General features: G+C 62.0%; 17 protein-coding genes. 7 read left to right on the forward strand and 10 right to left on the reverse strand.

Annotation, left to right across the window (positions count from 1 at the left end; all coding sequences use genetic code 11):
- Positions 1–169 precede the first annotated feature (169 nt).
- From HJB83_RS06535 to HJB83_RS06550, 4 genes are all read left to right on the forward strand, one after another.
- On the forward strand, positions 170–1,771 hold the full coding sequence (locus HJB83_RS06535) for a Do family serine endopeptidase (RefSeq protein ID WP_207583553.1): 1,602 nt from the start codon (positions 170–172) through the stop codon (positions 1,769–1,771).
- A 67-nt stretch (positions 1,772–1,838) separates the two neighbouring features.
- Complete coding sequence (locus tag HJB83_RS06540) at positions 1,839–2,594, forward strand: response regulator transcription factor (protein WP_405048986.1); 756 nt, start codon at positions 1,839–1,841, stop codon at positions 2,592–2,594.
- Positions 2,591–4,000, forward strand: coding sequence for a HAMP domain-containing sensor histidine kinase (locus tag HJB83_RS06545; protein ID WP_221115325.1), 1,410 nt, complete (start codon positions 2,591–2,593; stop codon positions 3,998–4,000). The genes HJB83_RS06540 and HJB83_RS06545 overlap by 4 nt, the downstream gene beginning before the upstream one ends.
- A 137-nt stretch (positions 4,001–4,137) precedes the next feature.
- Entirely contained in the window at positions 4,138–7,095 is a 2,958-nt protein-coding gene (locus HJB83_RS06550; protein WP_221131462.1) for a bifunctional [glutamine synthetase] adenylyltransferase/[glutamine synthetase]-adenylyl-L-tyrosine phosphorylase, read from the forward strand.
- A 24-nt stretch (positions 7,096–7,119) separates the two neighbouring features.
- Here the strand turns inward: HJB83_RS06550 and HJB83_RS06555 are convergent, their stop codons facing one another.
- The 3 genes from HJB83_RS06555 to HJB83_RS34575 form a co-directional block, all read right to left on the reverse strand.
- A complete protein-coding gene (locus tag HJB83_RS06555; RefSeq protein WP_221131463.1) occupies positions 7,120–9,429 on the reverse strand; it encodes a PAS domain-containing sensor histidine kinase in 2,310 nt (769 codons plus the stop codon).
- A 191-nt stretch (positions 9,430–9,620) separates the two neighbouring features.
- Entirely contained in the window at positions 9,621–12,269 is a 2,649-nt protein-coding gene (gene pepN, locus HJB83_RS06560; protein WP_221131464.1) for an aminopeptidase N, read from the reverse strand.
- A gap of 187 nt (positions 12,270–12,456) precedes the next feature.
- Complete coding sequence (locus HJB83_RS34575; RefSeq protein ID WP_221131465.1) at positions 12,457–13,563, reverse strand: methyl-accepting chemotaxis protein; 1,107 nt, start codon at positions 13,561–13,563, stop codon at positions 12,457–12,459.
- Between the two features lie 337 nt (positions 13,564–13,900).
- Between HJB83_RS34575 and HJB83_RS06570 the strand changes: the two genes are divergently transcribed.
- Positions 13,901–14,839: a DMT family transporter gene (locus HJB83_RS06570; RefSeq protein WP_207583559.1), complete on the forward strand. Its 939-nt coding sequence runs from the start codon at positions 13,901–13,903 to the stop codon at positions 14,837–14,839.
- Positions 14,840–15,084: 245 nt separating this feature from the next.
- Positions 15,085–15,957: a hypothetical protein gene (locus HJB83_RS06575; protein ID WP_207583560.1), complete on the forward strand. Its 873-nt coding sequence runs from the start codon at positions 15,085–15,087 to the stop codon at positions 15,955–15,957.
- Here HJB83_RS06575 and HJB83_RS06580 read toward each other — a convergent pair whose 3' ends face one another.
- The 6 genes from HJB83_RS06580 to HJB83_RS06605 all read right to left on the reverse strand — a co-directional run bounded on the left by HJB83_RS06580 (position 15,958) and on the right by HJB83_RS06605 (position 23,405).
- Positions 15,958–16,113, reverse strand: coding sequence for a hypothetical protein (locus HJB83_RS06580; RefSeq protein ID WP_207583561.1), 156 nt, complete (start codon positions 16,111–16,113; stop codon positions 15,958–15,960).
- A gap of 45 nt (positions 16,114–16,158) precedes the next feature.
- Complete coding sequence (locus HJB83_RS06585; protein ID WP_207583562.1) at positions 16,159–16,350, reverse strand: hypothetical protein; 192 nt, start codon at positions 16,348–16,350, stop codon at positions 16,159–16,161.
- A gap of 132 nt (positions 16,351–16,482) precedes the next feature.
- A complete protein-coding gene (locus HJB83_RS06590) occupies positions 16,483–17,388 on the reverse strand; it encodes a uracil-DNA glycosylase family protein (RefSeq protein ID WP_221131466.1) in 906 nt (301 codons plus the stop codon).
- A gap of 68 nt (positions 17,389–17,456) precedes the next feature.
- On the reverse strand, positions 17,457–18,749 hold the full coding sequence (locus HJB83_RS06595) for an Hsp70 family protein (RefSeq protein ID WP_207583564.1): 1,293 nt from the start codon (positions 18,747–18,749) through the stop codon (positions 17,457–17,459).
- A 220-nt stretch (positions 18,750–18,969) separates the two neighbouring features.
- Complete coding sequence (locus tag HJB83_RS06600) at positions 18,970–22,086, reverse strand: efflux RND transporter permease subunit (protein ID WP_221131467.1); 3,117 nt, start codon at positions 22,084–22,086, stop codon at positions 18,970–18,972.
- On the reverse strand, positions 22,083–23,405 hold the full coding sequence (locus HJB83_RS06605) for an efflux RND transporter periplasmic adaptor subunit (protein ID WP_221131468.1): 1,323 nt from the start codon (positions 23,403–23,405) through the stop codon (positions 22,083–22,085). Before HJB83_RS06605 ends, HJB83_RS06600 begins: the two co-directional genes overlap by 4 nt.
- 292 nt (positions 23,406–23,697) lie before the next feature.
- Here HJB83_RS06605 and HJB83_RS06610 point away from each other — a divergent pair, with 292 nt between their 5' ends.
- Positions 23,698–24,576, forward strand: coding sequence for a phosphotransferase family protein (locus HJB83_RS06610; protein ID WP_221115317.1), 879 nt, complete (start codon positions 23,698–23,700; stop codon positions 24,574–24,576).
- Between the two features lie 10 nt (positions 24,577–24,586).
- Here HJB83_RS06610 and HJB83_RS06615 read toward each other — a convergent pair whose 3' ends face one another.
- Positions 24,587–25,375: an SDR family oxidoreductase gene (locus HJB83_RS06615; RefSeq protein WP_207583568.1), complete on the reverse strand. Its 789-nt coding sequence runs from the start codon at positions 25,373–25,375 to the stop codon at positions 24,587–24,589.
- Positions 25,376–25,414 lie beyond the last annotated feature (39 nt).

Below are 25,414 nucleotides of genomic sequence, written 5' to 3' on the forward strand. Positions count from 1 at the left end.
CAGTCCGCCGGCGGCAATCGTCCGCCGCAACCGGGCCAAGCATTTTCATACATTACCAATTTTTCATTGGCCGGACAGTTCGCAGTAAGGTGCGGCGTCCTATATCTTCATTCATCGACTGATCCGGCGCCGCCGGTCTGAAGATTTAAGAACAAGAGAAGGTGCTCCAATGCTCAAGAATTTCAACGGACGTCCGTCCCTCGCCACTGTGCTCAAGGCTTCTACCGTCGCCGGTATCGCAGCCGCTGTGCTTGCAACCGGCGTTCCGCTCGAAATCACCCGGTCTTATGCCGAAGCAGTCAAGGTTCAAGCACCTGCTGTCCCGAGCTTTGCCAATGTCGTCGATGCCGTTTCGCCGGCCGTGGTTTCCGTCCGCGTTGAAAACCGCGTCAATCCGGTCTCTGACAATGACGGTTTCTCCATCGAAGGCCGCGGCTTCGACGATCTTCCCGATGATCATCCGCTGAAGCGCTTCTTCAAGCAGTTCGGCGGTCAGGACCCAAATGATCAGCAGGGCCATCAGCGGCGCTTTGGCCAGAACGGCCCGGGCGGCCCGAATGGTCCCGGCGGCCCGAATGCCCCCGGCGGCAAGGGCCGTCTGCGTCCGGTCGCTCAAGGGTCCGGCTTCTTCATCTCCGAGGACGGTTACATCGTCACCAACAACCACGTCGTTTCCGATGGCCAGGCCTTCGTCGCCGTCATGAATGACGGCACCGAGCTCGATGCCAAACTGATCGGCAAGGATCCGCGCACCGACCTCGCCGTCTTGAAGGTCGACGGCAAGGGCAAGAAGTTCACCTACGTCAACTGGGCCGACGACAATAACGTCCGCGTCGGCGACTGGGTCGTTGCGGTCGGCAACCCCTTCGGCCTCGGCGGCACGGTCACAGCCGGTATCGTCTCGGCCCGCGGCCGCGATATCGGTTCCGGTCCATACGACGATTACCTGCAGGTGGATGCCGCCGTGAACCGCGGCAACTCCGGTGGTCCGACCTTCAACCTCAGCGGCGAAGTCGTCGGCATCAACACCGCGATCTTCTCGCCGTCGGGCGGCAGCGTCGGCATCGCCTTCGCCATTCCCGCCTCGACCGCCAAGGACGTCGTCGCCGATCTGATGAAGGACGGCCAGGTTTCGCGTGGCTGGCTGGGTGTGCAGATCCAGCCGGTGACCAAGGACATCGCCGAATCCATCGGCCTTTCCGAGCCGAGCGGCGCCCTCGTCGTCGCCCCGCAGGCCGGATCGCCGGGTGACAAGGCCGGCATGAAGGCCGGCGACGTCGTCACGGCGCTGAACGGTGAAACGATCAAGGATGCGCGTGACCTCAGCCGCCGCATCGGTGCGATGCAGCCGGGCAGCAAGGTCGAGCTTTCCGTCTGGCGCGCCGGCAAGGCCCAGCCTCTCACCGTCGAACTCGGCACGCTGCCGGCCGACCAGAAGGATGCGTCCGCCGATGACAACAGCCAGCCGCAGCAGCCTGAGGCACCGGCTTCCGAGAAGGCGCTTGCCGATCTCGGCCTGACGGTCGGTCCTGCCGATGACGGCAAGGGCCTGGCGATCACCGGCATAGACCCGGACTCCGACGCCGCCGACAAGGGCATCAAGGAAGGTGAAAAGATCACCTCGGTTAACAACCAGGAGGTCTCCAGCCCCGCCGATGTCGTCAAGGTGTTGAACCAGGCCAAGAAGGACGGCCGCACCCGCGCGCTCTTCCAGATCCAGTCCAGTGAAGGAAGCCGTTTCGTCGCGCTTCCAATCAACGGCCAGGGCTGATCCTTTAAGAAAACAGGAGCCGTGCGGATGAAAATCCGCGCGGCTCAATTCTTCTGACCTTTGAAGGATGATCGCGATGAGCGCCGCCCCGCAGGAAGATGCTTTGAGCCTTGCCGAAACGCAGCCGGTGGGTAATGTCGGCCGCATGAAGATTCTCATCATCGAAGATGATCTCGAAGCCGCGGTATACCTCACGAAAGCCTTTCGCGAGGCGGGCATCGTCGCCGATCACGCCAGCGATGGCGAGGCCGGCCTGTTCATGGGGTCGGAAAATACCTACGACGTCATCGTCATCGACCGCATGCTGCCGCGCCGGGACGGTCTCTCCGTTATCAGCGAGCTGCGCCGCAAGGCGATCCATACGCCGGTCCTCATTCTCTCGGCGCTCGGCCAGGTCGATGACCGCGTCACCGGACTTCGTGCCGGCGGCGACGATTACCTGCCGAAGCCCTATGCCTTCAGCGAACTGCTGGCCCGCGTCGAGGTGCTCGGCCGCCGCAAGGGCACGCCGGATCAGGACGTCGTCTATCGTGTCGCCGACCTCGAACTCGACCGACTTTCCCACGAGGTACGCCGCGGCGGCAAGGAGATATTGCTGCAGCCGCGCGAATTCCGCCTGCTCGAATACCTGATGAAAAATGCCGGCCAGGTGGTGACCCGCACCATGCTGCTTGAAAATGTCTGGGACTATCACTTCGATCCGCAGACCAATGTCATCGATGTGCACGTCTCGCGCCTGCGCTCGAAGATCGAGAAGGATTACAGCCAGCCGCTCCTGAAGACCATCAGGGGCGCGGGGTACATGATCAAGGACGAGGGATGAGCCGTTTCAGGGTTCTTTTCAAGTCCACCGCAGTCCGCCTCTCGGCACTCTATATCCTGCTTTTCGCCATCTGCGCCGCGACGCTCGTCTTCTATGTGACGGCGATGTCGGAACGGCTGCTGACCGGCCAGATCCGCGATGCCGTCAAGCAGGAGGTGGAGCAGGTACAGCGCGCCTATGACACTGGCGGCATGAACCTTCTCTTGCGTACCATGGAGCGGCGCGCCCGTCAGCCAGGCGCCAATCTCTACATCATCGCCGGTCCTTCGGGCGATATTCTCGCCGGCAACGTCGCCTCGGTGCAGCCGGGTGTTTTCGAGGAAATCGGCTGGACGTCCGCGTCTTTCATCTATCAGCGCTATACCGACAGCGGCGTCGAGCGCCGCCACAAGGCGATCGCCAATATCTTCGTGCTCGACAACGGCCTGAGGATTTTGATCGGCCGCGACCTCGGCGATCCCGAGCGTTTTCGTCTCTTGGTACGCCAGGCGCTGATGGTGGCCTTGGCGATCATGGGGCTCGGCGCCATCATTATCTGGTTCGCCATCGGCCGCAATGCACTGAAACGCATCGACCGCATGTCGGATGCGAGCAAGAAGATCATGGCCGGCGACCTGTCGCAACGCCTGCCGGTCGGCGGATCCGGGGATGAGTTCGACCGGCTGTCGATGTCCTTGAATACCATGCTGGAGCGCATCGAGAAGCTGAACGAGGGCCTGCGGCAGGTCTCCGACAATATCGCCCACGATCTCAAGACGCCGCTGACCCGGCTACGCAACAAGGCGGCCGATGCACTCGATATCGCCGATGGCGAGACGCGGCGGGGAGCGCTCGAAGGCATTATTTCCGAATCAGACCAGCTGATCCGCACCTTCAACGCGCTGTTGATGATCTCTCGCGTCGAGGCCGGATCGGTGGCGGCCGAGATGTCGCCGGTCGAGCTTTCGGCGATCGTTTCCGACAGCGCCGAGCTTTACGAACCGGCGGCCGAGGAAGCCGGGCTAGGCCTCACCGCCAGCGTCGAACCAGGTGTCGAAGTGCAGGGCAATCGCGAGCTGATCGGCCAGGCAATCTTCAACTTGCTCGACAATGCCATCAAATATTCCTCCGATACCGAAGGAGCAGGCACGGTATCGCTGAAGCTTGCCCGCCGCCCGGATGGCATCTGCCTTTCGGTGGCCGACCACGGACCGGGCGTTCCCGCCGAAAGGCGCGACGACGTGGTGAAGCGCTTCGTCCGCCTTGATGAAAGCCGTTCGAAGCCCGGGACGGGGCTCGGGCTTTCGTTGGTGGAAGCGGTGATGGAGCTGCACAACGGCCGGCTGGAACTCTCCGACACCGATCCCGACAGACCCGGACAGCGCGGCTTGACCGTCAGCATGATTTTTCCGGCCAAGGCCGCCTGAACTCTTCTGCCGAATGACCATCGGCCGAATCGCGTATTGGCGGTTTGGCGCCAAGACCCTAGTTTAATTCCGATCGAAGCAGACGGTTCGCGATTCTATGTGGCCGTTTTCTTCCGCTCAAAAGCCAGGGAGAGCGCATGCTGACGAAATCGACGCATGGCCTGAAGGATGTGGTCGAAGGGCTGCTTCGTCCGCTGAGCCAGACGGAGCTGAAGCTGGCGATGGCCGATCTTCAGGAGGCCGGCAAGAGCGAGCGGTCGGTGGCTGCAATGCTCAAGACCGACGGTCCGCTGCGCGATTTCATCGCCGCCGCGCTGACGCTGTCGCCTTACCTGCGCGAAATCGCCAATCTCGACCCTGCCGTCCTCGCTGGCGCCATCAGCGAGCCGCTGGAGCCGCAAATCGAGGCGCTGGTCGCTGAGGCCCGGCACTGCTGGCGGCCGAACGGCGAGGGGACAGCACCTACGGAATCCGTGGTGATGAGCAGGCTGCGCGTCATCAAGCGCAAGGTGGCCTTCCTCGTCGCACTCGCCGATCTGGCGCGGATCTTCGACGGGCGGGCGACGACGGCCTGGCTGAGTGCGCTGGCCGAAGCTTCGGTCGCGGCCGCAATCGACCACCTACTGCTGTCGGCGCATGAGGGCGGAAAGTTGAAGCTGCACAATCCGGCAGCACCCAGCGACGGCTCCGGCCTGATCGTGCTCGGCATGGGCAAGCTCGGCGCTTCCGAGCTCAACTATTCCTCCGATATCGACCTCGTTGTCTTCTTCGACGAGGAGGCAGGCATCGTGCCCGACCCGGATGACGCGATCGAGATCTTCCCCAGGATGATGCGCCGGCTGGTGCGCATCCTGCAGGAGCGCACCGCTGACGGCTACGTCTTCCGCACCGATCTCAGACTGCGCCCCGATCCCGGCTCGACGCCACTGGCGATCCCGGTCGACGCAGCGATGATCTATTACGAGGGCAGGGGTCAGAATTGGGAGCGGGCAGCCTTCGTCAAGGCTCGCGCCGTGGCCGGCGACCTGACGGCCGGCAGCGAATTCCTGCGTGGGCTCGCCCCTTTCGTCTTTCGAAAATATCTCGATTACGCCGCCATCGCCGATATCCATTCGATCAAGCGGCAGATTCATGTGCATAAGGGCCACGGCGCGATCGCGGTCAAGGGCCATAACGTCAAGCTCGGCCGCGGCGGCATTCGCGAGATCGAGTTCTTCGTCCAGACGCAACAGCTGATCGCTGGCGGCCGCATGCCGGCCTTGCGGGGCCGGGCAACGGAGCAGACACTCGGCGAACTGACCAAGGCGAAATGGATAGACGCCGAGACCCGTGACGAACTGACCGAGGCCTACTGGTTCCTGCGCGATGTCGAGCACCGCATCCAGATGGTGCGCGACGAGCAGACCCACCTGTTGCCGGAGACGGATGTCGACCTGAAGCGCATCGCCTTCATGATGGGCTTTTCCGACACGCCAAGCTTCTCCGAACGGTTGGTCGGCGTGCTGAAGACGGTAGAGCGGCGTTATGCCCATCTCTTCGAACAGGAGAGCAAGCTTTCCACCGACACCGGAAACCTCGTCTTCACCGGCCAGGGCGACGATCCCGATACGCTGGAGACGCTGAAGAAACTCGGTTTTGGCAGACCGTCCGACATCTCCCGCATCATCCGCACCTGGCACTATGGCCGCTACCGCGCGACGCAATCGGTCGAGGCGCGCGAAAGGCTGACGGAGCTGGCGCCGGAGCTTTTGCGGGTTTTCGGCGAAAGCAAGCGCGCCGACGAAGCGCTGCTGCGCTTCGACAGCTTCATTTCGGGCCTTCCCTCCGGCATCCAGCTCTTCTCGCTGCTCGGCAGCAACCCGGCATTGCTGTCGCTGATCGTCAACATCATGTCCTCGGCACCACGGCTTGCCGAGGTGATCGCCGCCAAGCCGCATGTCTTCGACGGCATGCTCGATCCCGGCCTGATGGCCGAACTGCCGACCCGCGATTATCTCGGCGAGCGGCTGAAGGGCTCGCTTGTCCAGGCGCGCCACTATGAGGAAGTGCTCGATCGGTTGCGTATCTTCGCTGCCGAGCAGCGCTTCCTGATCGGCATTCGACTGCTGACCGGCGCGATCAACGGCCAGATGGCCGCACGTGCCTTCACCCATCTTGCCGACCTCATCATCGCAGCCGCACTCGAGGCCGTCGTGAGCGAGATGCGGGTAACGCACGGCGACTATCCCGGCGGGCGCATTGCTGTCGCCGGCATGGGCAAGCTCGGCAGCTTCGAGCTGACGGCCGGTTCCGACATCGACCTGATCCTGCTCTATGATTATGACGACAACGCTTCCGAATCCGATGGGGAAAAGCCGCTCGACGCGACGCGTTACTTCACCCGCATCACCCAGCGGCTGATCGCCGCCTTCTCGGCGCCGACCGCCGAAGGCGTGCTCTATGAGGCCGACATGCGGCTGCGCCCGTCCGGCAACAAAGGGCCGGTCGCCACCCGCATCAATGCCTTCGGCAAATATCAGCGTGAAGAGGCATGGACCTGGGAGCATATGGCGCTCAGCCGCGCCCGGCTGATCTCAGGCGATGAGAGCCTCATCGCCGAGGCCGAACATATCGTCCGCGAGGTGCTGTCGGCCGATCGCGACATTGCCAAGGTGGCGCATGACGTCGCCGAGATGCGCGAACTGATCGATAAGGAAAAGCCGCCCGCCGGCTCATGGGACCTGAAGCTGATCCCCGGCGGCGTCATCGACCTGGAATTCATCGCGCAGTACCTGGCGCTGATCGCGCCCACCAGGGGCGTCGGCATTGCGGTGAACGGCATGAGCACCGGCGAGGCCTTGAAGCTGCTTGGTGACAGGCTGATGGCAACAGTCGATCTCGACATTTGCCTGGAGGCCTTCGCGCTCTATACCGGCCTTTCGCAACTGATCCGCCTCTCCATCGACGGCCTGTTCGATCCGAAGGAAGCACCTTCCGGCCTCGTCGAACTCGTCTGCCGCGCCGGCGATTGCCCCGACATCAGGACGCTGGAAGGCGAGCTGAAGCGGCTTTCGAAAGCGGTCAGAAAGATTTTCCTGAAAATCGTGAAGGCTTGATGCATCGACGAACTGCGGCGTGTTTTAGACGTCATCGGGAATGCGCAGCGAGATCACCGTGCCCACCGCTTCGCGGGAGCGGATCTTCATGCGGCCGCCATGCAGAGAGGTCAGCGAGCGGGAGATGGCAAGCCCGAGGCCGGAGCCGCCCTTGCTCTTGGCATACTGGCTCTGCACCTGCTCGAAGGGCTGGCCGATCTTCGCCAGCGCCGAGCGTGGAATGCCGATGCCGGTGTCGGCGATGGTGACGACGACGGCGCCGTCGACACGGCGTGTGCGCACCGCGATGCGGCCGCCATTGTCGGTGAACTTCACCGCATTGGAGAGCAGGTTGAGCAGCACCTGTTTCATCGCCCGGCGGTCGGCCATCAGCGTCAGCCCGGATGAGATACGCTGGTCGATGACGATGTTCTTTTCAGCCGCAGGCATGGCGGTGAAGCGCAGGCTTTCCTCGATCAGCGGCACGAGATCGATGCGCTCGCAGTGCAGCCTGACGTGGCCGGCCTCGATCTTCGACATGTCGAGAATATCGTTGATGACGTTGAGCAGATGTTTGCCGCTGTCATGGATATCGCGGGCATACTCGTCATATTTCAGGCAACCGAGCGGACCAAACATCTCGTTTTGCAGAATTTCCGAGAAGCCGAGGATGGCGTTAAGCGGCGTGCGCAGCTCATGCGACATGTTGGCAAGGAATTCCGATTTCGCCTGGTTGGCAGCCTCGGCGCGTTCTTTCTCAGCCTGATAGTTGGCGTTCGCCGTTGAAAGTTCCGATTTCTGGCTCTCCAGCGTCTGGCGCGAGGCGGAAAGGTCGCCAATCGTTGCCATCAGCCGGCGTTCGGATTCGCGCAGCCGTTCCTGATGGCGCTTCATCAGCGTGATGTCGGTTCCGACCGAGACCCTGCCGCCGTCGCGGGTGCGCCGCTCGTTGATCTGCAGCCAGCGCTCGTCGGCAAGCTGCACTTCCGTCGTCCGTGAATAGCCGGAGCCGTCGGCATCGGAAATCCGCCGCTCGATGACAGGACGGGCGGCGGCAGCATTGACGGCCGAGCGCTCAGTGCCGGGCACGAGCACGCTGTCCGGCAAGCCGTAAGCCTGCTGGAAATGCGTGTTGCACATGACCAGCCGATCGTTCTTGTCCCAGAGCACGAAGGCTTCCGAGGTGCATTCGATGGCGTCGGCGAGGCGCTGGTCGGCTTCGGCGTAGCGCTGCGCGAGCCGATGCTGCTCGGTCACGTCCATGGCGATGCCGATCAGGTGCACGCGGCCGGAATTGCTGCGGATCACCTGGGCGCGGGCGCGCATCCAGACATAGTGGCCGCCGGCATGGCGCATGCGGAAGATCTGATCGACCTGACCGGAGTGGCCCTTGGCGATGGCGCGGGCGATCTCGTAAAGCCCGCCGTCATCAGGATGCATCAGCCGCGCGGCTTCACCGAAGCCCATCGTCTTGTCGGAACCCGGCAGGCCGAGCATGTCGTACATTGAGCGTGACCAGAAGAATTCGCGGTTCTCGAAATCGAAGTCCCAGAGGCCGCAGCGGCCGCGCGACAGCGCCGTCTCGACGCGCAGGTTCGATTCCAGGAAGATGTCGTCGGCGTCGCGGGCGCGCTTCACCTGCGTGTAATAGGCATAGAGAATGACCAGCAGGATCGAGGAGATGCCGGCAAACAGCGTAACGTTGAGGGCCAGCTGCTCGCGCCAGAGCCGGCTGATCTCGTCGAGCGAGGTGGCGGCGACGATATAGCCGCCGGCATTGCTCATCAGCGTGATCTCGGCATAGTGCGGCACGCCGCCTATGGTCGTTTCGATGACGCCGGCGCGGTCGCCGAACCGCCGGATCGCCGAGACCTCGGGGAAAAAATCGCTGACATTGCTGCCGACATGCGAAAGCCCGGCGGTCGTCGCGGCAAAAACCTTGCCGCTTGCCTGTACGAGCAGCACGAAGGCGCCGCTGTCGAGCCGATCCTGCGGCAGGAACCTGGCGAGCCGGGCCTGCGCTTCTGCGATATCGCCGCTGTCGAAAATGTCTGATGTATCGGCAAATACCGCAGAGGCGGTCGCTGCCGACAGCGCGGTGGCATGGCGAGCCGAGGCTTCCAGGCGGGAGTATTCGCTGACCATGCCGAAGAAATGCGATGCGGCAACGATGAAGAGGAAGGCGACGATCAGCGCCGGAATGGCGCGCTTCAAGAGCAGCTCGGCCTTCGGCAGATGACGCAGAAGAGGTTCCGATGTCGCATGACCGGAAAGGCTGTCTCGCCAGGCTTTCAACCCGTCAAAATCGACACGCAGCCGTCCTCCGGCCACGGTTGCCCGCCGCACGTCTATCATCTCTTCGCCTTGTCCCTCGTGTGATTCGCGCGCCGCTCGCTCGAACCTGACCTAGAGAATCATGGGTGATTCGCCTTGTCCAGAGGCAAAGGTAAAAATCCGTTAACTATCTATGATTTCGTGCTTTTCGGGCGATTCGACTCGCTAGGCAACCGGTCGCCGAATTTTTCGCGACGACCGGTCGAAGCAAATTACCCTTTAAGCGTGCGCTCGACGATATCGCGCACGTCGGTCGAAAGAGCGGCAGCCTGCTCGATCTCGATTAGCGCCAAACGGGCGTGATCGGCACGTGCCGGTTCAAGCGCGCGCCAGGAGCGCATCGAAGTGAGAATGCGGGCGGCAAGCTGCGGGTTGCGTTCGTCGATATCGAGAATCTGACGTGCGAGGAAACGATAGCCTTCGCCGTCGGCGCGGCCAAAGCCGGTCGGATTGGCGAAGGCGAAGGTGCCGACCAGCGCCCGCATCCGGTTCGGATTGGTCCGCTTGAACAGCGGATCGTCCATCAGCGCGCGAATCCGTTCCAGGGTTTCCGCGCCCGGAATGCCGGCCTGGATTGCGAACCATTTGTCGATGACGAGCGCATTTCCCGCGAAGCGGTCGCGGAAGTTTGCCAGCGCCTCGTTTGTCTCCGCGCTGCCGGCGAAACGATGGGCGAGGATCGTCAGCGCATGGCTGAGATCTGTCATATTGTCGGCAGCATCAAAGGCGGCCTTGGCGCGGGCCGGCGTCTGCTCGGCATAGGAGAGATAGGTGAGGGCGGTATTGCGCAAGGCCCTGTGGCCGGCGCTTTTCGCGTCCGGGCTGAAATCGCCCAATGTCGTCATCGCCGCGTAGAGGTCGGCAAAAACATCCTTTCCGGCATCGGCGATCTGCTTCAGAACCGCTTGCCGGCCGGCATGGATGGCATCGGGATCATTGTTGCCGCCGAGTTCGCGGGCGATATCGGATTCGCTCGGCAGAGCCAGCGCCTGGGCGCGGAAGGCAGGCTCGAGGCGCTCGTCGGCGGCCGCCGCAATCAGCGTCTCGACGAAGGTCGCCTCGCAGACGACAGGCTTGCCCTCGCGAGCGTCGCGGGCTGCTTTCAGGAGGTTCGGCAGCGCCAGATCGGTCAGTGCCTGCCAGCGGGCGAAATGATCGGTCTCATGGCGGGCGAGGTGGGCGAGATCGGCCGGGCTCTGATCGAAATGCAGGTTGATCGGCGCGGAAAAGCTGCGGTTGATCGAAACGACCGGCCGCGAGCCAATGCCATGAAACACCGCCGTCTGCGTGCGGCCTGTGAGATGCAGCACCTCGCCGGCATATTCCGCGCCGTCGACCGAGCGAGGCTCGATCTTGCCGCCGTTTTCGCCGAAGAGCGCCAGGCTGAGCGGAATGTGCATCGGCTCCTTGTTCGGCTGGCCGGGTGTAGCGGGCGTCATCTGTTCGAGCGACAGGGTGAAGCTGCCGGCGGCCGCATCATAGCTGCCCGATGCGGTGACGAGCGGCGTGCCGGCCTGATGGTACCAGAGCGAGAATTGCGTGAGGTCGCGCCCGCTTGCATCCTCGAAGCATTTGACGAAATCCTCGATCGTCACGGCCTGGCCGTCATGACGATCGAAATAGAGGTCCATGCCCGTCTTGAAGCCGTCCTTGCCGAGCAGCGTCGCGATCATCCGCGTCACTTCGCTGCCCTTCTCGTAGACGGTCGTCGTGTAGAAATTATTGATCTCGCGATATTGCGTCGGCCGCACCGGATGAGCGAGCGGGCCGCCATCTTCCGGGAACTGCTCCGACTTCAGATGGCGCACCTCGGCGATGCGCTTGACCGGCCGCGAGCGCTGGTCGGAAGAGAATTCGTGGTCGCGATAGACCGTCAGGCCTTCCTTGAGGCACAGCTGGAACCAGTCGCGGCAGGTGATGCGGTTGCCGGTCCAGTTGTGGAAATATTCATGCGCGATGATCGCCTCGATATTGGCATAGTCGGCATCGGTGGCGAGTTCCGGATCGGCAAGGACGTATTTGTCGTTGAAGACGTTGAGGCCCTTGTTCTCCATCGCCCCCATGTTGAAGTCGGAGACGGCGACGATCATGAAGATGTCGAGATCGTATTCGCGTCCGAACCTCTCTTCGTCCCACTTCATCGAGCGTTTCAGCGCGTCCATCGCATAGGCTGCGCGCGGCTCGTTGCCGTGCTCGACATAGATCTTCAGCACCACCTCGCGGCCGGACATGGTGGCAAACATGTCTTCGACGACGCCGAGATCGCCGGCGACGAGCGCGAAGAGATAGCTCGGCTTCGGATGCGGGTCGAACCAGGCGGCGAAATGCTTGCCCGGGCCGTAGCCGGCGCCGCCGAGGAAGTTGCCGTTCGACAACAGCAGCGGGTTGGCGTCCTTGTCGGCGATAATGTTGACCGTGAACGGCGCAAGCACGTCGGGCCGGTCGGGGAAATAGGTGATGCGGCGGAAGCCCTCCGCCTCGCATTGCGTGCAGTAGATGCCGCCGGTGCGGTAAAGGCCCATCAGCTTGGTGTTGGCCTCGGGGTTGATGACCGTAGTGATCGTCAGCTCGAAAGGCACGCTCTCCGGCAGGTCGCGCACCGTCAGGCTTTCCGCTGTTGCGTCATAACGCGAAGGGTCGAGCTCCACCTGGTCGAACAGCAGCCCGGACAGCGTCAGCTCGTCGCCGTCGAGCACGATTGGCGCCGTTGTATCGGCGCCCGGGCGGCGATGAAAGATCAGGCGTGCCTCGACTTTTGTCTCCGTCGGGTCGAGTTCGAAGGTCAGGTCCACGCGTTCCAGCACAAAGTCGGTGGGACGGTAATCTGCCAGATGGATGACCTGGCCGGTATCTGTTCGCATGGTGTTTCCTGAAGACCGTTATTTGACAACCGTGGAATACAGAGGCGGGCGCACTCTGCTATAATTTTGCCGGGCATGATTACATTAAAGTCTGAACTAAAGTTAAAGCAAATTGCCCGCGAACACCAAGTTCACGGGCAAAATATCCTCTTCAGAACTGAAGGACGCGGCTGCTGGGCGAAAGGTGCTATTTTAGATTGAGTGCCGCCTTGATCGTCGCGTCGCTTTCCGTCCGCTGTACGACGACGCCGTACCAGCCGAGCCCGTCGTAATCCTCGTAGCCGAGGGTGCGCGCGAAAGCGACGATCGAGCCGTTATTGTCGTAGTAGCTGCCCTTGGCCCGGCCGGACGGATTGGCGAGAGCAAAATGGGAAAACAGCAAGGCGGGATTGGTGGTGGCGATCACCCGGCTCTTGCCGTCGAGCAGCATGACTGTCGTCCTTTCCGCCAGTTGCGGCGGCAGGTTCGCCTCTTTCTCGACGATCGCCTGGCCCTGGTTCTGCCAGTCGAAATAGACGCCGAGCGTGCCGATCAGCCGTCCGTCGAGCTTGCCTTCTTCGCGGATGCCGGTGGCATAGACGAGCGCATGCCTGTTGTCATGGATCGGGCTCGCTTTGACCTCGTCGACACTATACGCCTCGCCGGAGGCGCAGGCAGACGCCGCGCGGAACCATGCATCACCGGCAAGGCTCGTGCCGGCAATCTTGCGCTGGAACTTGGGATTGGCCGATGCGATCACCTTGCCCGAAAGATCGGTCATGACCAGATCGAGGTAGACGGTGTAGAAGCGGTTGATGGCGCCGAGACGCTCCGCCGCAAAGGCGACGGTTTCCCGATCCGGGTTTCGCAGCGCCTGCCAGAGTGCCGGGTCCGTCGCCCACCAGCGCACATCGGCCGTGCGCTCGAAAAGATTGCGGACAATGAGCTGCACCAGCGTCTGCGCCAGATCGGTGAGGCGAACGCCCTCCATCTCCTCGACCAGCGAATCCGCCATGGCGCGGCTGAGGCCGATGCGCCCGAGCACGTTGCTCTCGAACCTGCAGGTGATGTCGGTGGCGACCTGCGCCAGCCGCTGCACCTCGTTGGCAACGACCGCAAAGCCCTTTCCGGTCTCGCCGGCTCTTGCCGCTTCGATCAGCGCATTGATGGCGAGCAGCTTGATCTGCTTGACGATATTGGTGTTGTCGGCGCTGAAGCGCTCGAGGTCGGTGCTGATGCCGTCGGTGACAACGCGCATCGAGCGCGGCGTCGCATTTTGCGACTGGGCAATGGTTTCGGCGCTAAGCGGCTTCATCAAATGATCCTGGAAGGGGCGGGCAATCGTTGCAGGGCGAAGAAAATTTCGAGTAAGCAAAAACGATGCGTGCCTATGGTTTTCAATTGGTTAACACCGACCGGTCAGAGGTGAACATTTTGCGGCGAAATGGCTGAAGAGAGCAAAAAATCGACGCGAGGGCGCGCATCCGCACCGTCGGGCCTGCGCCGGAAGGTGACTTTGCGATTCTTCCACGCTGCTTGCGATTTTTTCGCCAATCGGGATTTTCTTCGCTACGATGGGAGACGTCATCTTCTGCGTTCCCGAGTCGAACGCGTCTCCCCGTTGCTGTTAAGTCGACATAAGAGCCAGGATCATGCACGCGGTTCTCAAAAACCCGATGAGAGGCATTGCGCTGAAGGTCTCGTCGGTCGTGGTCTTCCTGGCCATGCAGACTTTCATCAAGCTGGCGGGCTCAGACATCCCACCCGGTCAGGTCACCTTCTGCAGGTCCTTCTTCGCGCTTTTCCCGATCATGGCTTATCTCGCCTATATCGGGCAACTGCGCGCGGCCTTCTACACCGCCAATCCGATCGGCCACCTCAAGCGCGGCACGATCGGCATCATGTCGATGGCTTTCGGTTTCTACGGCCTGCTGCATCTGCCGCTGCCGGAAGCGATTGCGCTCGGCTACGCCTTACCGCTCGTCGCCGTCGTCTTCGCCGCGGTTTTTCTCGGCGAGACCGTGCGCATCTATCGTTGGAGCGCCGTCTTGGTCGGCATCGTCGGCGTCGCCATCGTCTCCTGGCCGAAACTCACGCTGTTTCGTGACGGCGGCATGGAAGCCGAGCAGGCCGTCGGCGCGCTCTCGGTGCTATTTTCGGCCGTTCTCGGCGGCATGGCGATGATCCAAGTGCGTCGTCTCGTCGAGGAGGAGAAGACGGCGACGATTGTGCTCTATTTCTCGCTCATCGCATCGGTCTTCTCGCTGGCCTCCCTGCCGTTCGGCTGGCTCGTCCTGCCATGGCCGTCGGCACTCTATCTCGTCGCCGCCGGTTTTTGCGGCGGCGTCGCGCAGATCCTGCTGACGGAAAGCTACCGCCATGCCGATGTCTCCACCATCGCGCCGTTTGAATATACCTCGATCCTACTCGGCATCATCGTCGCTTATTTCGTCTTCGGCGACGTGCCGAGCTTTACCATGCTGATCGGCACTCTCATCGTCATCTCCGCCGGCATCTTCATCATCTATCGTGAGCATCAGCTCGGCATCGAGCAGAGGGAGGCGCGCAGAGCCACGACGCCGCAAGCCTGACGCTTGCAACCGCATGATATGAAGGCTTTTAAGGCGAATATCGCCGCTTGGGGAAAATTGCTCGCTAAGAGCGAAAAGAATGGTGAATTCTTGGGATATCGCTGCCGCACGGAATATGTTTGTTGAAGATGAGAGAGTATCATTTATTCGAAGCTGTGCATGTCTGAATGGCCGCTGATACCGGGGAAGCTTCCGGTATTGCTGCTCCGAACGCTGGCCGGCGCGCGGAGGTGGAGAAAAGCATAATGGCATTCACGGCGGAGCAATTGGCGGGGAACTGCTCCTTTCTGATGAGCATCCGCTTTTTGGCTGGGCAGATGCGCGGCATGTTCGATGCCGGCCCGCGCCTGGCGCGATTGCTCGCTTCGCATCAGCGCTGGCTTCTGACCCAGACTGCCTATGCCCTCAACCTGGAATATGACCCGCGCGACCCGACCTCGGGTTTCACCGCCGTTCGGCTGACCGGACGCATCACCGCGCATAAGGTGGCAAGCCGCAACACCGTTCTCGCCTTTATCGAAGAACTCTATACCTACCGCTTCATTGTTCACACGCCCGGCGACGAGCGGCGGCGGCCACGTCATTTCGAGCCGGCCGACGTCAGCCATCAGGCGATGTTTGCCTGGATTCATTCCAATCTCGGCGCGCTCGATCTACTTGACGGCGGTCGAAGGGCAGCGTTTTTTCAGTCAAACCCATCAATGATGCGGCTGGTTCAGCCGCGCATCGCCCGCCATTGCCTGGAAGATGCCGCCTGGCGCGAGCCGCCCGAACAGGTGGCGCTGTTCCTCTGGACGGAGGCTGGTGGCCTCGTCGTCGACAACTTCATCGCTCGAATGGATATGGAAAGCAGCGAGCCGGATAGATTTTCCGTCGGCCGCGTCGAAACCCGTGCGCTCGCCGCCGATTTCATGATGTCGCGCACCCATCTCCAACGGCTCTTGGCAAAGGCGGCGCAGCGCGGCTGCGTCGGCTGGCATGACGAACCACGCAAGGCGCACATTTGGATATCGCGGGATTTCGTCGAGCAATACTGCGCCTGGCAGGCGGTCAAGTTCGCCTATGTCGACGAAGCCTTCGAATGGGCAAAAGCCCAGATCGAGGAAATTGCCGTCTGATCACAGAACGATTGCCGCAACACTTGGTCCAATGCAGGGGGCGGCGTCGACCGGCTTGAGCGATAGCTCGCGCTCATATTCCCGCGCGGCTGAGACCGCGACGCGGATATGCTCGAAGGTTTCGATGTTGCGCAGAAGCGATATCAGGATCGTCATCTTTGAGTACTCTTAACGCAAAAGGGCAGGCGAAGCGCCTGCCGCTCAATATTGCTGGAAGTCCGAAAAAATCGCGTCGGGGCGCGCTGTGCGGCCGTTGATGTCGGTGCCGCGGGCGATCATCTGTTCATTCGCGGCAAAGCCGAAGCGGCTGTAGCCGTGAGTGGTACGAACTTGGTCGCCGGCGAGGCGAAGGGTTTCAAACCCGCTATGGATAGGACGAAATCGTTTGTTCATGGCCTTGGTTCCTGTGGTTCCTCCCAAGACACCACTTCATATTGCGATGCAGCATTGATTCCGCAATGCGTCATGGCGGGATGCAGCCATGCGTAAGGCGCATAGATCGATTCATAATATATTCAACTTTGGCTAATTTCTAAGCAAAGAGAGGGACTTAAGCTTCGCTTGAAAGGCGAGCAGGTCATTCCAGGCCAGCCGCTTGTTGACCGGCGCGGTCAACAGATCCTGCGGATGCAGGCTGGCTATGGCAGGAATGACACAGTCCGCAGCGGCAATCTCCTTCCAGCGGCCGCGCAAGCCGTGGATCGTGTCGTTTTCACCGAAGAAGAAGCGGGCCGAAAAATTGCCGAGCAACAGGATCACCTTGGGTTCGGCCAGGGCGATCTGCCGTTCGATGAAGGGCCGGCAGATGTCCATTTCCGCCGCCGAAGGCGCACGATTGCCAGGTGGCCGCCAGGGGATGACCTGCGTCAGCAGAACGCTTGAGCGCGTCAGCCCAATCGCAGCCAGCATCTTGTCGAACAGCTGGCCGGATTTTCCCGAGAAGGGCACGCCTTCGCGATCGTCTTCGGCGCCCGGCGCCGAGCCGATCACCATGATACCGCTTTCGGCATCACCGCTGGCAAAGATGGTCGAGCGGGCGCTGTGCTTGAGGTTGCAGCCGTTAAAGGCTTCGATCGCGGTCTTGAGTTCGCTCAGGGATCGCGCCGTCTCGGCGACGAAACGCGCCTGCTGCACCGCTTCGCCGTCCGGGATCGCCGGCTGCGGGCCGGAAGCGGCGCGTTCGGCCGGGGCCGGGCGTGACGCTGTATTCGGACGCGGCGGTGTCCGGCCGTCCCGAGCGACAGGACCTTCCCCAGTGATGGGAGCTTGTGGCTGCGCCTGTGCCGCCGGGCGTCGGGCCACCTTCATCGCCTCGAACTCGGCGAAGCGGTCGATCGCCTCTTCCTCCAGCAGCCATTCCACGCCGGCATCCGCATGGAAATGCAGAAGCGCTGCAAGCTCGGCAGGGGAAAGGTCGTTGGCGGAGATCATATGGCAGGTTTAGCGGAGAGACAGTGGCATTGGAAGGGCAGGCGACAGATTGCCCACCCCTGCCTGATCTATTGCACAGTCCATTGCGCGATGTCCTCGCGTTCGCCGATCAGCGCCAGACCGTGGGCGATCGACAACAGCTCGCCACCGCTTTCGATCCGGTCGCGCTCGAAACGCTCGGTGAAGATGCGGCGCACCGCCGGCACGAAGGAGGTGCCGCCGGTCAGGAACACCTTGTCGATCTCCCCGGGCTTTGTCCTGGTCTTGTCGAGCACGTCATCGAGCGCGCCTTCGATGCGGGCGAGATCCTCGGCGATCCAGCCTTCGAAGTCGCTGCGTCGGATGCTGCGATGCCCGCCGCGGCCGAGCGGCGCGAAATCGAAAGGTGCTTCCTCCGCGGCCGACAGCGCCATCTTCGTCGCCGACACCGCCTGATAGAGCGGGTAGCCCTCGTCATGGTCGATGAGATCGATGAAGATTTCGAGCTTTTCCGGCTCCAGGCTGGTGCGCACCAGCTTCTTCAGATCCTCGAATTCGCGGGTGGTCTTGAAGATCGACAGCTGGTTCCAGCGGCCGAAGCTGGAATAGTAGTTGGACGGGACTTCAAGGATCTTGTCGAAGCTTTTGAAATGGCTGCCCTTGCCGATCAGCGGTGCAACGATGTTGTCGATCATCCTGTAGTCGAAATGGTCGCCGGCAACGCCGACGCCGGAATGGCCGATTGGCGTTGCTGTCAGCTTGCCGGCGGCCGTCTCGAAGCGGATCAGCGAATAGTCGGTCGTGCCGCCGCCGAAATCGGCAACCAGCACTGTCGCATCCTGCTTCAGGTTCTGCGCGAAGTAGAAGGCGGCGGCGACCGGCTCGTAGACGTAGTGGATTTCGGGAAAGCCGAAGCGCGACAGCGCCTCGTTGTAGCGTTGGGTCGCGAGGTCAGGATCGGGGCTGGCGCCGGCAAAATGCACCGGCCGGCCGGTGACGATGCGGCTGACATCCGAAGGCCAGTGGTCGCCGGCGTAATTGCGCAGGCGCCTGACGAACACCTCCATCAGATCCTCGAAATTATGCCGCTTGGCGTAGATCAGCGTGCCCTGGAACAGCGCGCTTGCCGCAAAGGTCTTGATCGACTGCAGAAAGCGGCATTCGCCGGGATTGTCGATGAACTGGCGGATCGCCGCATGGCCCGCCTCCACCTTCAGGGCTGAAGCGCCGAGTTGCGCATCCTTCATGAAGGAAAGTGCTGTGCGCATGCTGTCGGCCGTGCCTTCCGTGTTCGTGAACGCCATCGAGCGCGTTGCCCCGCCATCCGCCATGGCGAGAACCGTATTCGTCGTGCCAAAGTCCAAACCCAGCGCCTGAGCCATGCCCGCACCTCTTCATGCCGATTGTTATTGGAGACGGAGCATCGCTCCGCGACGGGCGTAAGCACGCCCCAGATTCAGGAGGGCGGGTGATGCCACAGGGGCGGGACACATTCAAGGGGATCGAAAGCTGATGTGATCGCGGGCGCACTTCTTCTCCCGGTCGGAAGAAGAAGTGCGCCGCAAGGGTTGATTGGCAAATGCCGAATTCAGAGGGCCATCATCATTCGGCAGCCATTGCCCTCGCCTCCTGCACCACCGGCTCCGCAACCTTCTTTCCGCCGATCAGGCGGCCGAGGAAGTTTCCGAAGCGGTCCATCTCGACGAAGATGACCGGGGTGATGAACAGTGTCAGCATCTGCGAGACGATCAGGCCGCCGACGACGGCGATGCCGAGCGGCTGGCGCAGTTCCGAGCTTGCGCCGGTGCCGAGCGCGATCGGCAGGGCGCCGAGCAAGGCGCAAAAAGTCGTCATCATGATCGGCCGGAAGCGTCGCACGCAGGCCTCGTGGATCGCCGCCGTCGCCTTTTCGCCCGTCGTGCGCATGGTCTCCACCGCCACGTCGATCATCATGATCGCGTTTTTCTTGACGATGCCGATCAGCATCAACAGGCCGATAAGCGCGATGATCGACAGATCGAAGCCCATGATCTTCAGCGCCAGCAGCGCGCCGAAGGCCGCGGCCGGCAGGCCGGAGAGGATGGTGAGCGGATGGATGAAGCTCTCATAGAGCACGCCAAGCACGACATAGATGGTCAGCACCGCCGCCAGGATCAAATAGGGCGTATTGCCCTGCGACTGCTGGAAAATCTCCGCCGTACCGCCATAGGAGGTGAAGACGTCCGCCGGTGTGGCGATGTCCTTCTTGATCTGGTCGACCGCCGTCGTCGCATCGCTGAGCGAGACGCCTTCCGGCAGGTTGAAGGAAACAGTGGTCGAGACCAGCTGCCCCGTCTGGTTGATGGTGACCGGGCCGGTGGTGCGTTGCACATGGGCGAAGTTCGACAGCGGCACCAGGCTGCCATTGGCGGAGGCGACACGAATTTCCGACAGCTTCTGGTCGTCCCAGGGTTTGCTGGTGTCGTATTCGACGATGACATTGTAGCTATCGCCGGTCGACTGGATTTCCGCAGCTGAATAGCCGCTGAAGGATTCCTGCAGCGTCGTGCGCAGCGTGTCGTTGTCAATCCCATAGGCGGCCGCCCGCTCGGTATCGATGACGATGTTGGCCTGCAGGGCGTTGTTCTGGGCGTCCGAAGTCACGTCGGTGAACAGGCGGTCCTTGCGCATCGCCGCCTGGATCTTGCCGGCCCAGAGGTTGGTCTGATCGGCACTCAGCGCCTGCACCACCAGCTGATACTGGCTTGCGGTCTGGCGGCCGCCGAAGCGCAGGCTCTGGTTCGGCGTCACGAAGGCCTGCAGTCCGGGGATCTTGTTGATCGCCGTGCGCAGCTCGCGCAGCGTCTGGTCAAGCGGCGGACGCGCCTTCTTGTCCTTGAGTTCGACGAACATCGAGCCGTTGTTCTGCGGTTTGTTCGGATTGCCGCCGATCGTCGACATCACGTGGTTGACCGCCGGGTTCGCCTTGACGGCGGCTGCCGCCTGCTGCTGCAGCGCTTCCATGGCCGAATAGGAAATGTCCTGCCGGGCCTGCGTGCTGATCGTCAGGCGGCCGATATCTTCCTGCGGGAAGAAGCTCGTCGGCAGCGTCATGAAGAAGTAGATCGTCAGCGCCACCGAGCCGAGGAAAACCCCGAGGATTGTGGGGCGATGCTGAAGGCACCAGCCAACCGCCCTGTCGTAGCCGTTGAGCGTCCGCTCGAAGCCGGCATCGAAGATGCGGATGATGAGCGGTGGGCGGCTGTGGTTGTTGGACAGACGCGAGCCGAGCATCGGGGTCACGGTCAGCGAGACGATGGCCGACGAGATGATGGCGATGGCGACGACCATGCCGAATTCGTTGAACACGCGGCCAACGACGCCGCCCATCAGCAGGATCGGGATGAAGACAGCAATCAGCGAAACCGACATGGAAATGATGGTGTAGCTGACTTCGCCGGCACCCTTGATCGCCGCTTCCCGCACCGGCATGCCTTCTTCGACATGGCGCAGGATGTTTTCGAGCATGACGATCGCGTCGTCGACCACCAGCCCCACCGCGAGCGTCAGCCCGAGCAGCGAGATGTTGTCGATGCTGTAGCCAAGCACATACATCATGCCGAAGGTCGAGATCAGCGACAGCGGAACCGCAAGTCCCGGAATGATCGTTGCGGTCGCATGGCCGGTGAAAAGGTAGATGACGAGAACGACGAGGCCGATCGTCAAGAGCAGCGTGAACTTCACGTCGGAAATGGCATCGCGAATGGGTTTTGCCGCGTCGTTCATGACGACGGTGTTCACCGAGGGTGGGATTTCGGCGTGAAGCTGCGGCAGCTTGGCGTTGATCGCATCGATGACATCGACCGTGTTGGCATCCGGCTGACGCTGGATGGCGAGAATGATGCCGCGCTGGCCGTCATACCAGCTTCCGGTATACTGGTTCTCGACACTGTCCTGCACATCGGCGATATCGCCGAGGTGGATCGGCGCACCATTCGGATTGGCAATGACGAGCGAGCGGAATTGTTCGGCGTTGGTGCGCTGCGTGTTTGCCGTGATGGTCATGCTCTGCGAGTTGTTCTGCAGCGTTCCCACCGGCTGCTGGCTGTTGGCCGCAGCTAGCGCCTTGTTGACGGTATCGATGCCGATGCCGCGGGTCAAAAGCTTGTTGGGATCGACCTCGACGCGCACGGCGTAGGTCTGCGCACCGTAGACGCTGACCTGAGCAACGCCGGGGAGTGTGGAAAGCGACGGCGAGATGATGTCCTCGGCGATCTCGTCGAGCTTGCTGCGCGGCATGGTGTTGCTCTGCACCGAAAGCAGCATCACCGGCGCATCGGCCGGATTGGTCTTGCGGTAGCTCGGCGGTGTCGTCAAGTTGTCGGGCAACTGCCGGGTTGCATGCGAGATCGCCGCCTGCACGTCGGCTGCGGCGGCGTCGATATTGCGATTGAGATCGAACTGCAGCACGATGCTGCTGCTGCCGAGCGAACTCGAGGCGCTGATTTCGCTGACCCCGGGAATGGTCTCGAACTGCTTGATCAGCGGCGTGGCAACCGAGGTTGCCATCGTCTGCGGCGAGGCGCCGCTCAACTGCGCCGAAACGTTGATTGTCGGGAAATCGACCTGTGGAAGTGCCGCGACCGGAACGAGTTGGTAACCGGCAAGGCCAGCCAGAATGACGCCGATGGCAAGCAGCGTCGTCGCGACGGGCCGCTGGATACAGAAATTGGGGATCATTGCTGAGCTCCCACCGCGATCGTCTCGGACTGCTGCTGCCGAGGCTCGTCGGCGGAGGCGACATCAAGCGCCTTTTCGTCGAACTGCTCGTTGATCGCCTGCTGATCGCTGAGCTGGCCCTGACCCTCGACGACAACGTGGTCGCCTGCCGAAAGACCCGCGCCGATGGCGGTGAAGCCGCCATTTGCGCGGGCGACGGTGACCGGCGTCAGATGCGATTTGCCGTCCTTGGCGACGAAGGCGAAGAAACCCTCAGGGCCGGGGCTGACGGCAACCGTCGGCACCACCACCTGCTGTTCGTCATTGTTGAAATGCACCACGATGTTGACCGACTGGCCGGGCCAGAGCGCACCGGAGGCATTCTCGAATTTCGCCTTGGCGAGGATCGTGCCCGAGGCCGTGTCGACCGTGTTGTCGTAGAAGCTGATCTCGCCCTTTCGGACCTGTCCCTTGGTGGATTTGGGAACCGTGCTGACCGCGACCGGACCGGCTGCCAGAGCGCTTTTCAACGTGCGCAGGTAGCGCTCCTGCAGGTGGAATTTTATATAGATCGGGTCGTATTTGGCGATGGTGACGATTGCCGCGCCGGCACTGAGAAAAGCGCCTTTGCTGACGGCGATATCGCCGAGCCGACCATCGAAGGGCGCGCGAATGTCGGTGTGCTCGAGGATGACCTGATCGGAGACAAGCGATGCCTTGTCGGCGTCAACAGTGGCTGCGGCGGTATCACGGGCGGCGACCGCCTGGTCGAGGCTCTGCTGGGTGCCCGCCTTCTGGTCGAAGAGATCTCGCGCGCGCGTCAATGCGGTCGCGGCCTCCGAAAGGGTGGCGGTGTCGCGCACGATCATCGCATTGTCCTTGTCGACCGCTGCCTTGGCCGTCCGCCCGTCCAGCTTGGCGATCAGGTCGCCGGTTTTGACGGTCGCCCCATCCTGCGCATCGATGCTGACGATCAGGCCCTGTTCCTGTGCGGCAATGGTCGTGTTGTCATCGGCATCGGCCCAGCCGGTCGCCGTCACATCGGTCGGCAGCGTGGTTTTCACCGCTGCGACGGTCTTGACGACCGTCGGGCCGCCGCCGCCGCGTCTGCGCCCGCCGCCCTGATGTTGACCACCGTTCTGCGTTTGATCGGCCTGCCCTTGGTCGGCCTGCGCCTGATCGCCCCGTGCTTGCTGCCCACCGCCATTGCTGCCGGCCGGCTGCTTGATGAACTGCGAGAGGGTGGGAATGCGAGAGGCATAAGGGATCAGATTCCCGAATTGCCAGACGCCGACGGCGGCAACTGCGATAACGCTGACAGTGATCCAAAATTTCTTCATGGGCGACAGACCGGGTGTTGAACGGGGTTGCGAATTTTATGCTCCGATTGAGCCGCTTATATTGCGGCGCAAAAAAGACATAATTCCCGGGTCGCAATCACTAAGTGGTTATAACGGCTTAAATTTTTGTAATGAATATTCCGTAATATTCAAACTATACTAATATAGGCCGAGCGTGCCCGATTGCCGTTTGACGGCTGCGGCGGGAGACCCTTCGCGAGAAGACGATATCAACCCGCAAGCCGTCGATGGCGCGGGAAAAACGCGGAAAAACCAGAGAAGGCAGGTCGTCATGACCGAGTTTAGCGCCAGCGAATTTCGCTCTCTCATCATAAGCGTGTTTCCCGAACTCACGGCCTCCGTCTTCAAGCTGGCGGCGCAGGGTTGGGACTCGCTTGCCGTCGACGTCGACGACACGCTGATCTTTAAATTTCCCCGCCATTCCGGCGCGGAAAGAGCGCTCGTCAAGGAAGCCGCCCTGCTCGACATCATCAGGCCGTCGCTGTCGATGGCGGTTCCAGACATGTGCATTCACGACGGGCCGCCGATCTTCTCCAGCCATGCCAAGCTCGAGGGCGAACATCTCATCGCCGAGGATTACGATGCGCTTGGCGAGAGTTATCGTCGGCGCCTCGCGGATGATCTTGCGCGTTTTTACGCCGAGCTGCACGTGCTCGATGCCGATCGCATGCGGTCGGCCGGCGCCGGGCCGATCCAGCCCTGGCAATCGTCGGAGGTGGTGCGAACCAAGGCCCTGCCGCTGCTGCCGCCCGACCTCCGGAGTTTTGCGCAGGCCATTATTTCCGATTTCGAAGCCCTGCCGCCTGATCCCCACGGCAACATCTACGGCTTCTTCGACGGTCATGGCTGGAACATGGCCTTCGACCATGCGCAAGGGAGGCTCAACGGCATCTACGATTTTGCCGATTCGGGCTTCGGTCCGTTGCACCAGGAATTCATCTACTCGAACTTCATCTCGCCCGATCTCACCGCTCGCATCGTATCGGCCTATGAAATGCTGACCGGACGCCGGCTCGACCGGCGGCGCATTGCAATCCTGACGGGCTTCCATCGTCTTTCCGAGCTCGCCGAATTTGCCGACGATCCGGCCTACCTCGAACAGATGATCCGAAGTGCTGCGACGTGGGCGGGGGCTGTCCACGTCGGCTGAAGCGAAACTGCTAGACTGATCGCGCCGCGCCGCCGTCGCAGCGGATCAGCGAGCCGGTGATGTAGCTTGCCGGCTGGCTGCAAAGGAAGGCAGCCGTTGCGGCAAATTCCTCCACCCTGCCATAGCGGCCGACCGGAATGCGCGCTTCCTTGTCGGTACGGATATCTTCGAGGCTCTTGCCCGTCCGCTTTGCCGCCGCCCCGTCGAGCTCGTCGAGCCTCCCGGTCAGGATGCTGCCCGGCAAGAGCAGGTTGGTGGTAACGCCGAAGCCGCCCACTTCGGAGGCAAGCGTCTTGCTCCAGCCGGCAAGTGCGGGGCGCAGCGTATTCGACAAAGCCAGATTGGCGATCGGTTCGATCACCCCTGAGGAGGCGACCGTCAGGATGCGGCCCCAGCCCTGCGCCTTCATTCCGGGCAGCAGCGCATTGGTCAGCGTGATCACGCGGGCGACCATGGAGATAAAATAGGTCTCGAGCTTTTCACCCGTCATGTCCTCGGTCGTACCGGGCTTCGGCCCGCCGGTATTGTTGACGAGGATATCGAGCCCGCCGAATTTTTCGTTCACCGCCGCCGTCGTCGTCTCGACGAAGCGTTCATCCCCGAGGTCGGCCCAGATCCAGTCGGCCCGGCCTTTGCCTTCGGCATTGATTGCCTTGCAGTTGGCGTCCAGCTGCTCGCCGCTGCGCCCGCAGAGCAGCACATTTGCGCCTTCGCGCGCCAGTGCTGCGGCGATGCCGAGGCCGAGGCCACGCGAGGAGGCGAGGACGAGCGCCCGTTTGCCTTCGATGCCGAGATCCATGATCGTTCCCTCCAATATCTTTGAGCGATGTATAAGGCG

This window comes from Rhizobium sp. NZLR11 (assembly GCF_019685115.1).
Lineage (GTDB): Bacteria > Pseudomonadota > Alphaproteobacteria > Rhizobiales > Rhizobiaceae > Rhizobium.

What these genes read in the sequence shown, in the direction of transcription:
- HJB83_RS06540 (WP_405048986.1), top strand. Translation starts at nt 1,839, where the DNA reads ATGATCGCGATGAGCGCCGCCCCGCAGGAAGATGCTTTGAGCCTTGCC.
- HJB83_RS06535 (WP_207583553.1), top strand. Translation starts at nt 170, where the DNA reads ATGCTCAAGAATTTCAACGGACGTCCGTCCCTCGCCACTGTGCTCAAG.
- HJB83_RS06580 (WP_207583561.1), bottom strand. Translation starts at nt 16,113, where the DNA reads ATGACGATCCTGATATCGCTTCTGCGCAACATCGAAACCTTCGAGCAT.
- HJB83_RS06605 (WP_221131468.1), bottom strand. Translation starts at nt 23,405, where the DNA reads ATGAAGAAATTTTGGATCACTGTCAGCGTTATCGCAGTTGCCGCCGTC.
- HJB83_RS06615 (WP_207583568.1), bottom strand. Translation starts at nt 25,375, where the DNA reads ATGGATCTCGGCATCGAAGGCAAACGGGCGCTCGTCCTCGCCTCCTCG.
- HJB83_RS06570 (WP_207583559.1), top strand. Translation starts at nt 13,901, where the DNA reads ATGCACGCGGTTCTCAAAAACCCGATGAGAGGCATTGCGCTGAAGGTC.
- HJB83_RS06555 (WP_221131463.1), bottom strand. Translation starts at nt 9,429, where the DNA reads ATGATAGACGTGCGGCGGGCAACCGTGGCCGGAGGACGGCTGCGTGTC.
- HJB83_RS06595 (WP_207583564.1), bottom strand. Translation starts at nt 18,749, where the DNA reads ATGGCTCAGGCGCTGGGTTTGGACTTTGGCACGACGAATACGGTTCTC.
- HJB83_RS06600 (WP_221131467.1), bottom strand. Translation starts at nt 22,086, where the DNA reads ATGATCCCCAATTTCTGTATCCAGCGGCCCGTCGCGACGACGCTGCTT.
- HJB83_RS06550 (WP_221131462.1), top strand. Translation starts at nt 4,138, where the DNA reads ATGCTGACGAAATCGACGCATGGCCTGAAGGATGTGGTCGAAGGGCTG.
- HJB83_RS06590 (WP_221131466.1), bottom strand. Translation starts at nt 17,388, where the DNA reads ATGATCTCCGCCAACGACCTTTCCCCTGCCGAGCTTGCAGCGCTTCTG.
- HJB83_RS06545 (WP_221115325.1), top strand. Translation starts at nt 2,591, where the DNA reads ATGAGCCGTTTCAGGGTTCTTTTCAAGTCCACCGCAGTCCGCCTCTCG.
- HJB83_RS34575 (WP_221131465.1), bottom strand. Translation starts at nt 13,563, where the DNA reads ATGAAGCCGCTTAGCGCCGAAACCATTGCCCAGTCGCAAAATGCGACG.
- HJB83_RS06575 (WP_207583560.1), top strand. Translation starts at nt 15,085, where the DNA reads ATGGCATTCACGGCGGAGCAATTGGCGGGGAACTGCTCCTTTCTGATG.
- HJB83_RS06585 (WP_207583562.1), bottom strand. Translation starts at nt 16,350, where the DNA reads ATGAACAAACGATTTCGTCCTATCCATAGCGGGTTTGAAACCCTTCGC.
- HJB83_RS06610 (WP_221115317.1), top strand. Translation starts at nt 23,698, where the DNA reads ATGACCGAGTTTAGCGCCAGCGAATTTCGCTCTCTCATCATAAGCGTG.
- pepN (WP_221131464.1), bottom strand. Translation starts at nt 12,269, where the DNA reads ATGCGAACAGATACCGGCCAGGTCATCCATCTGGCAGATTACCGTCCC.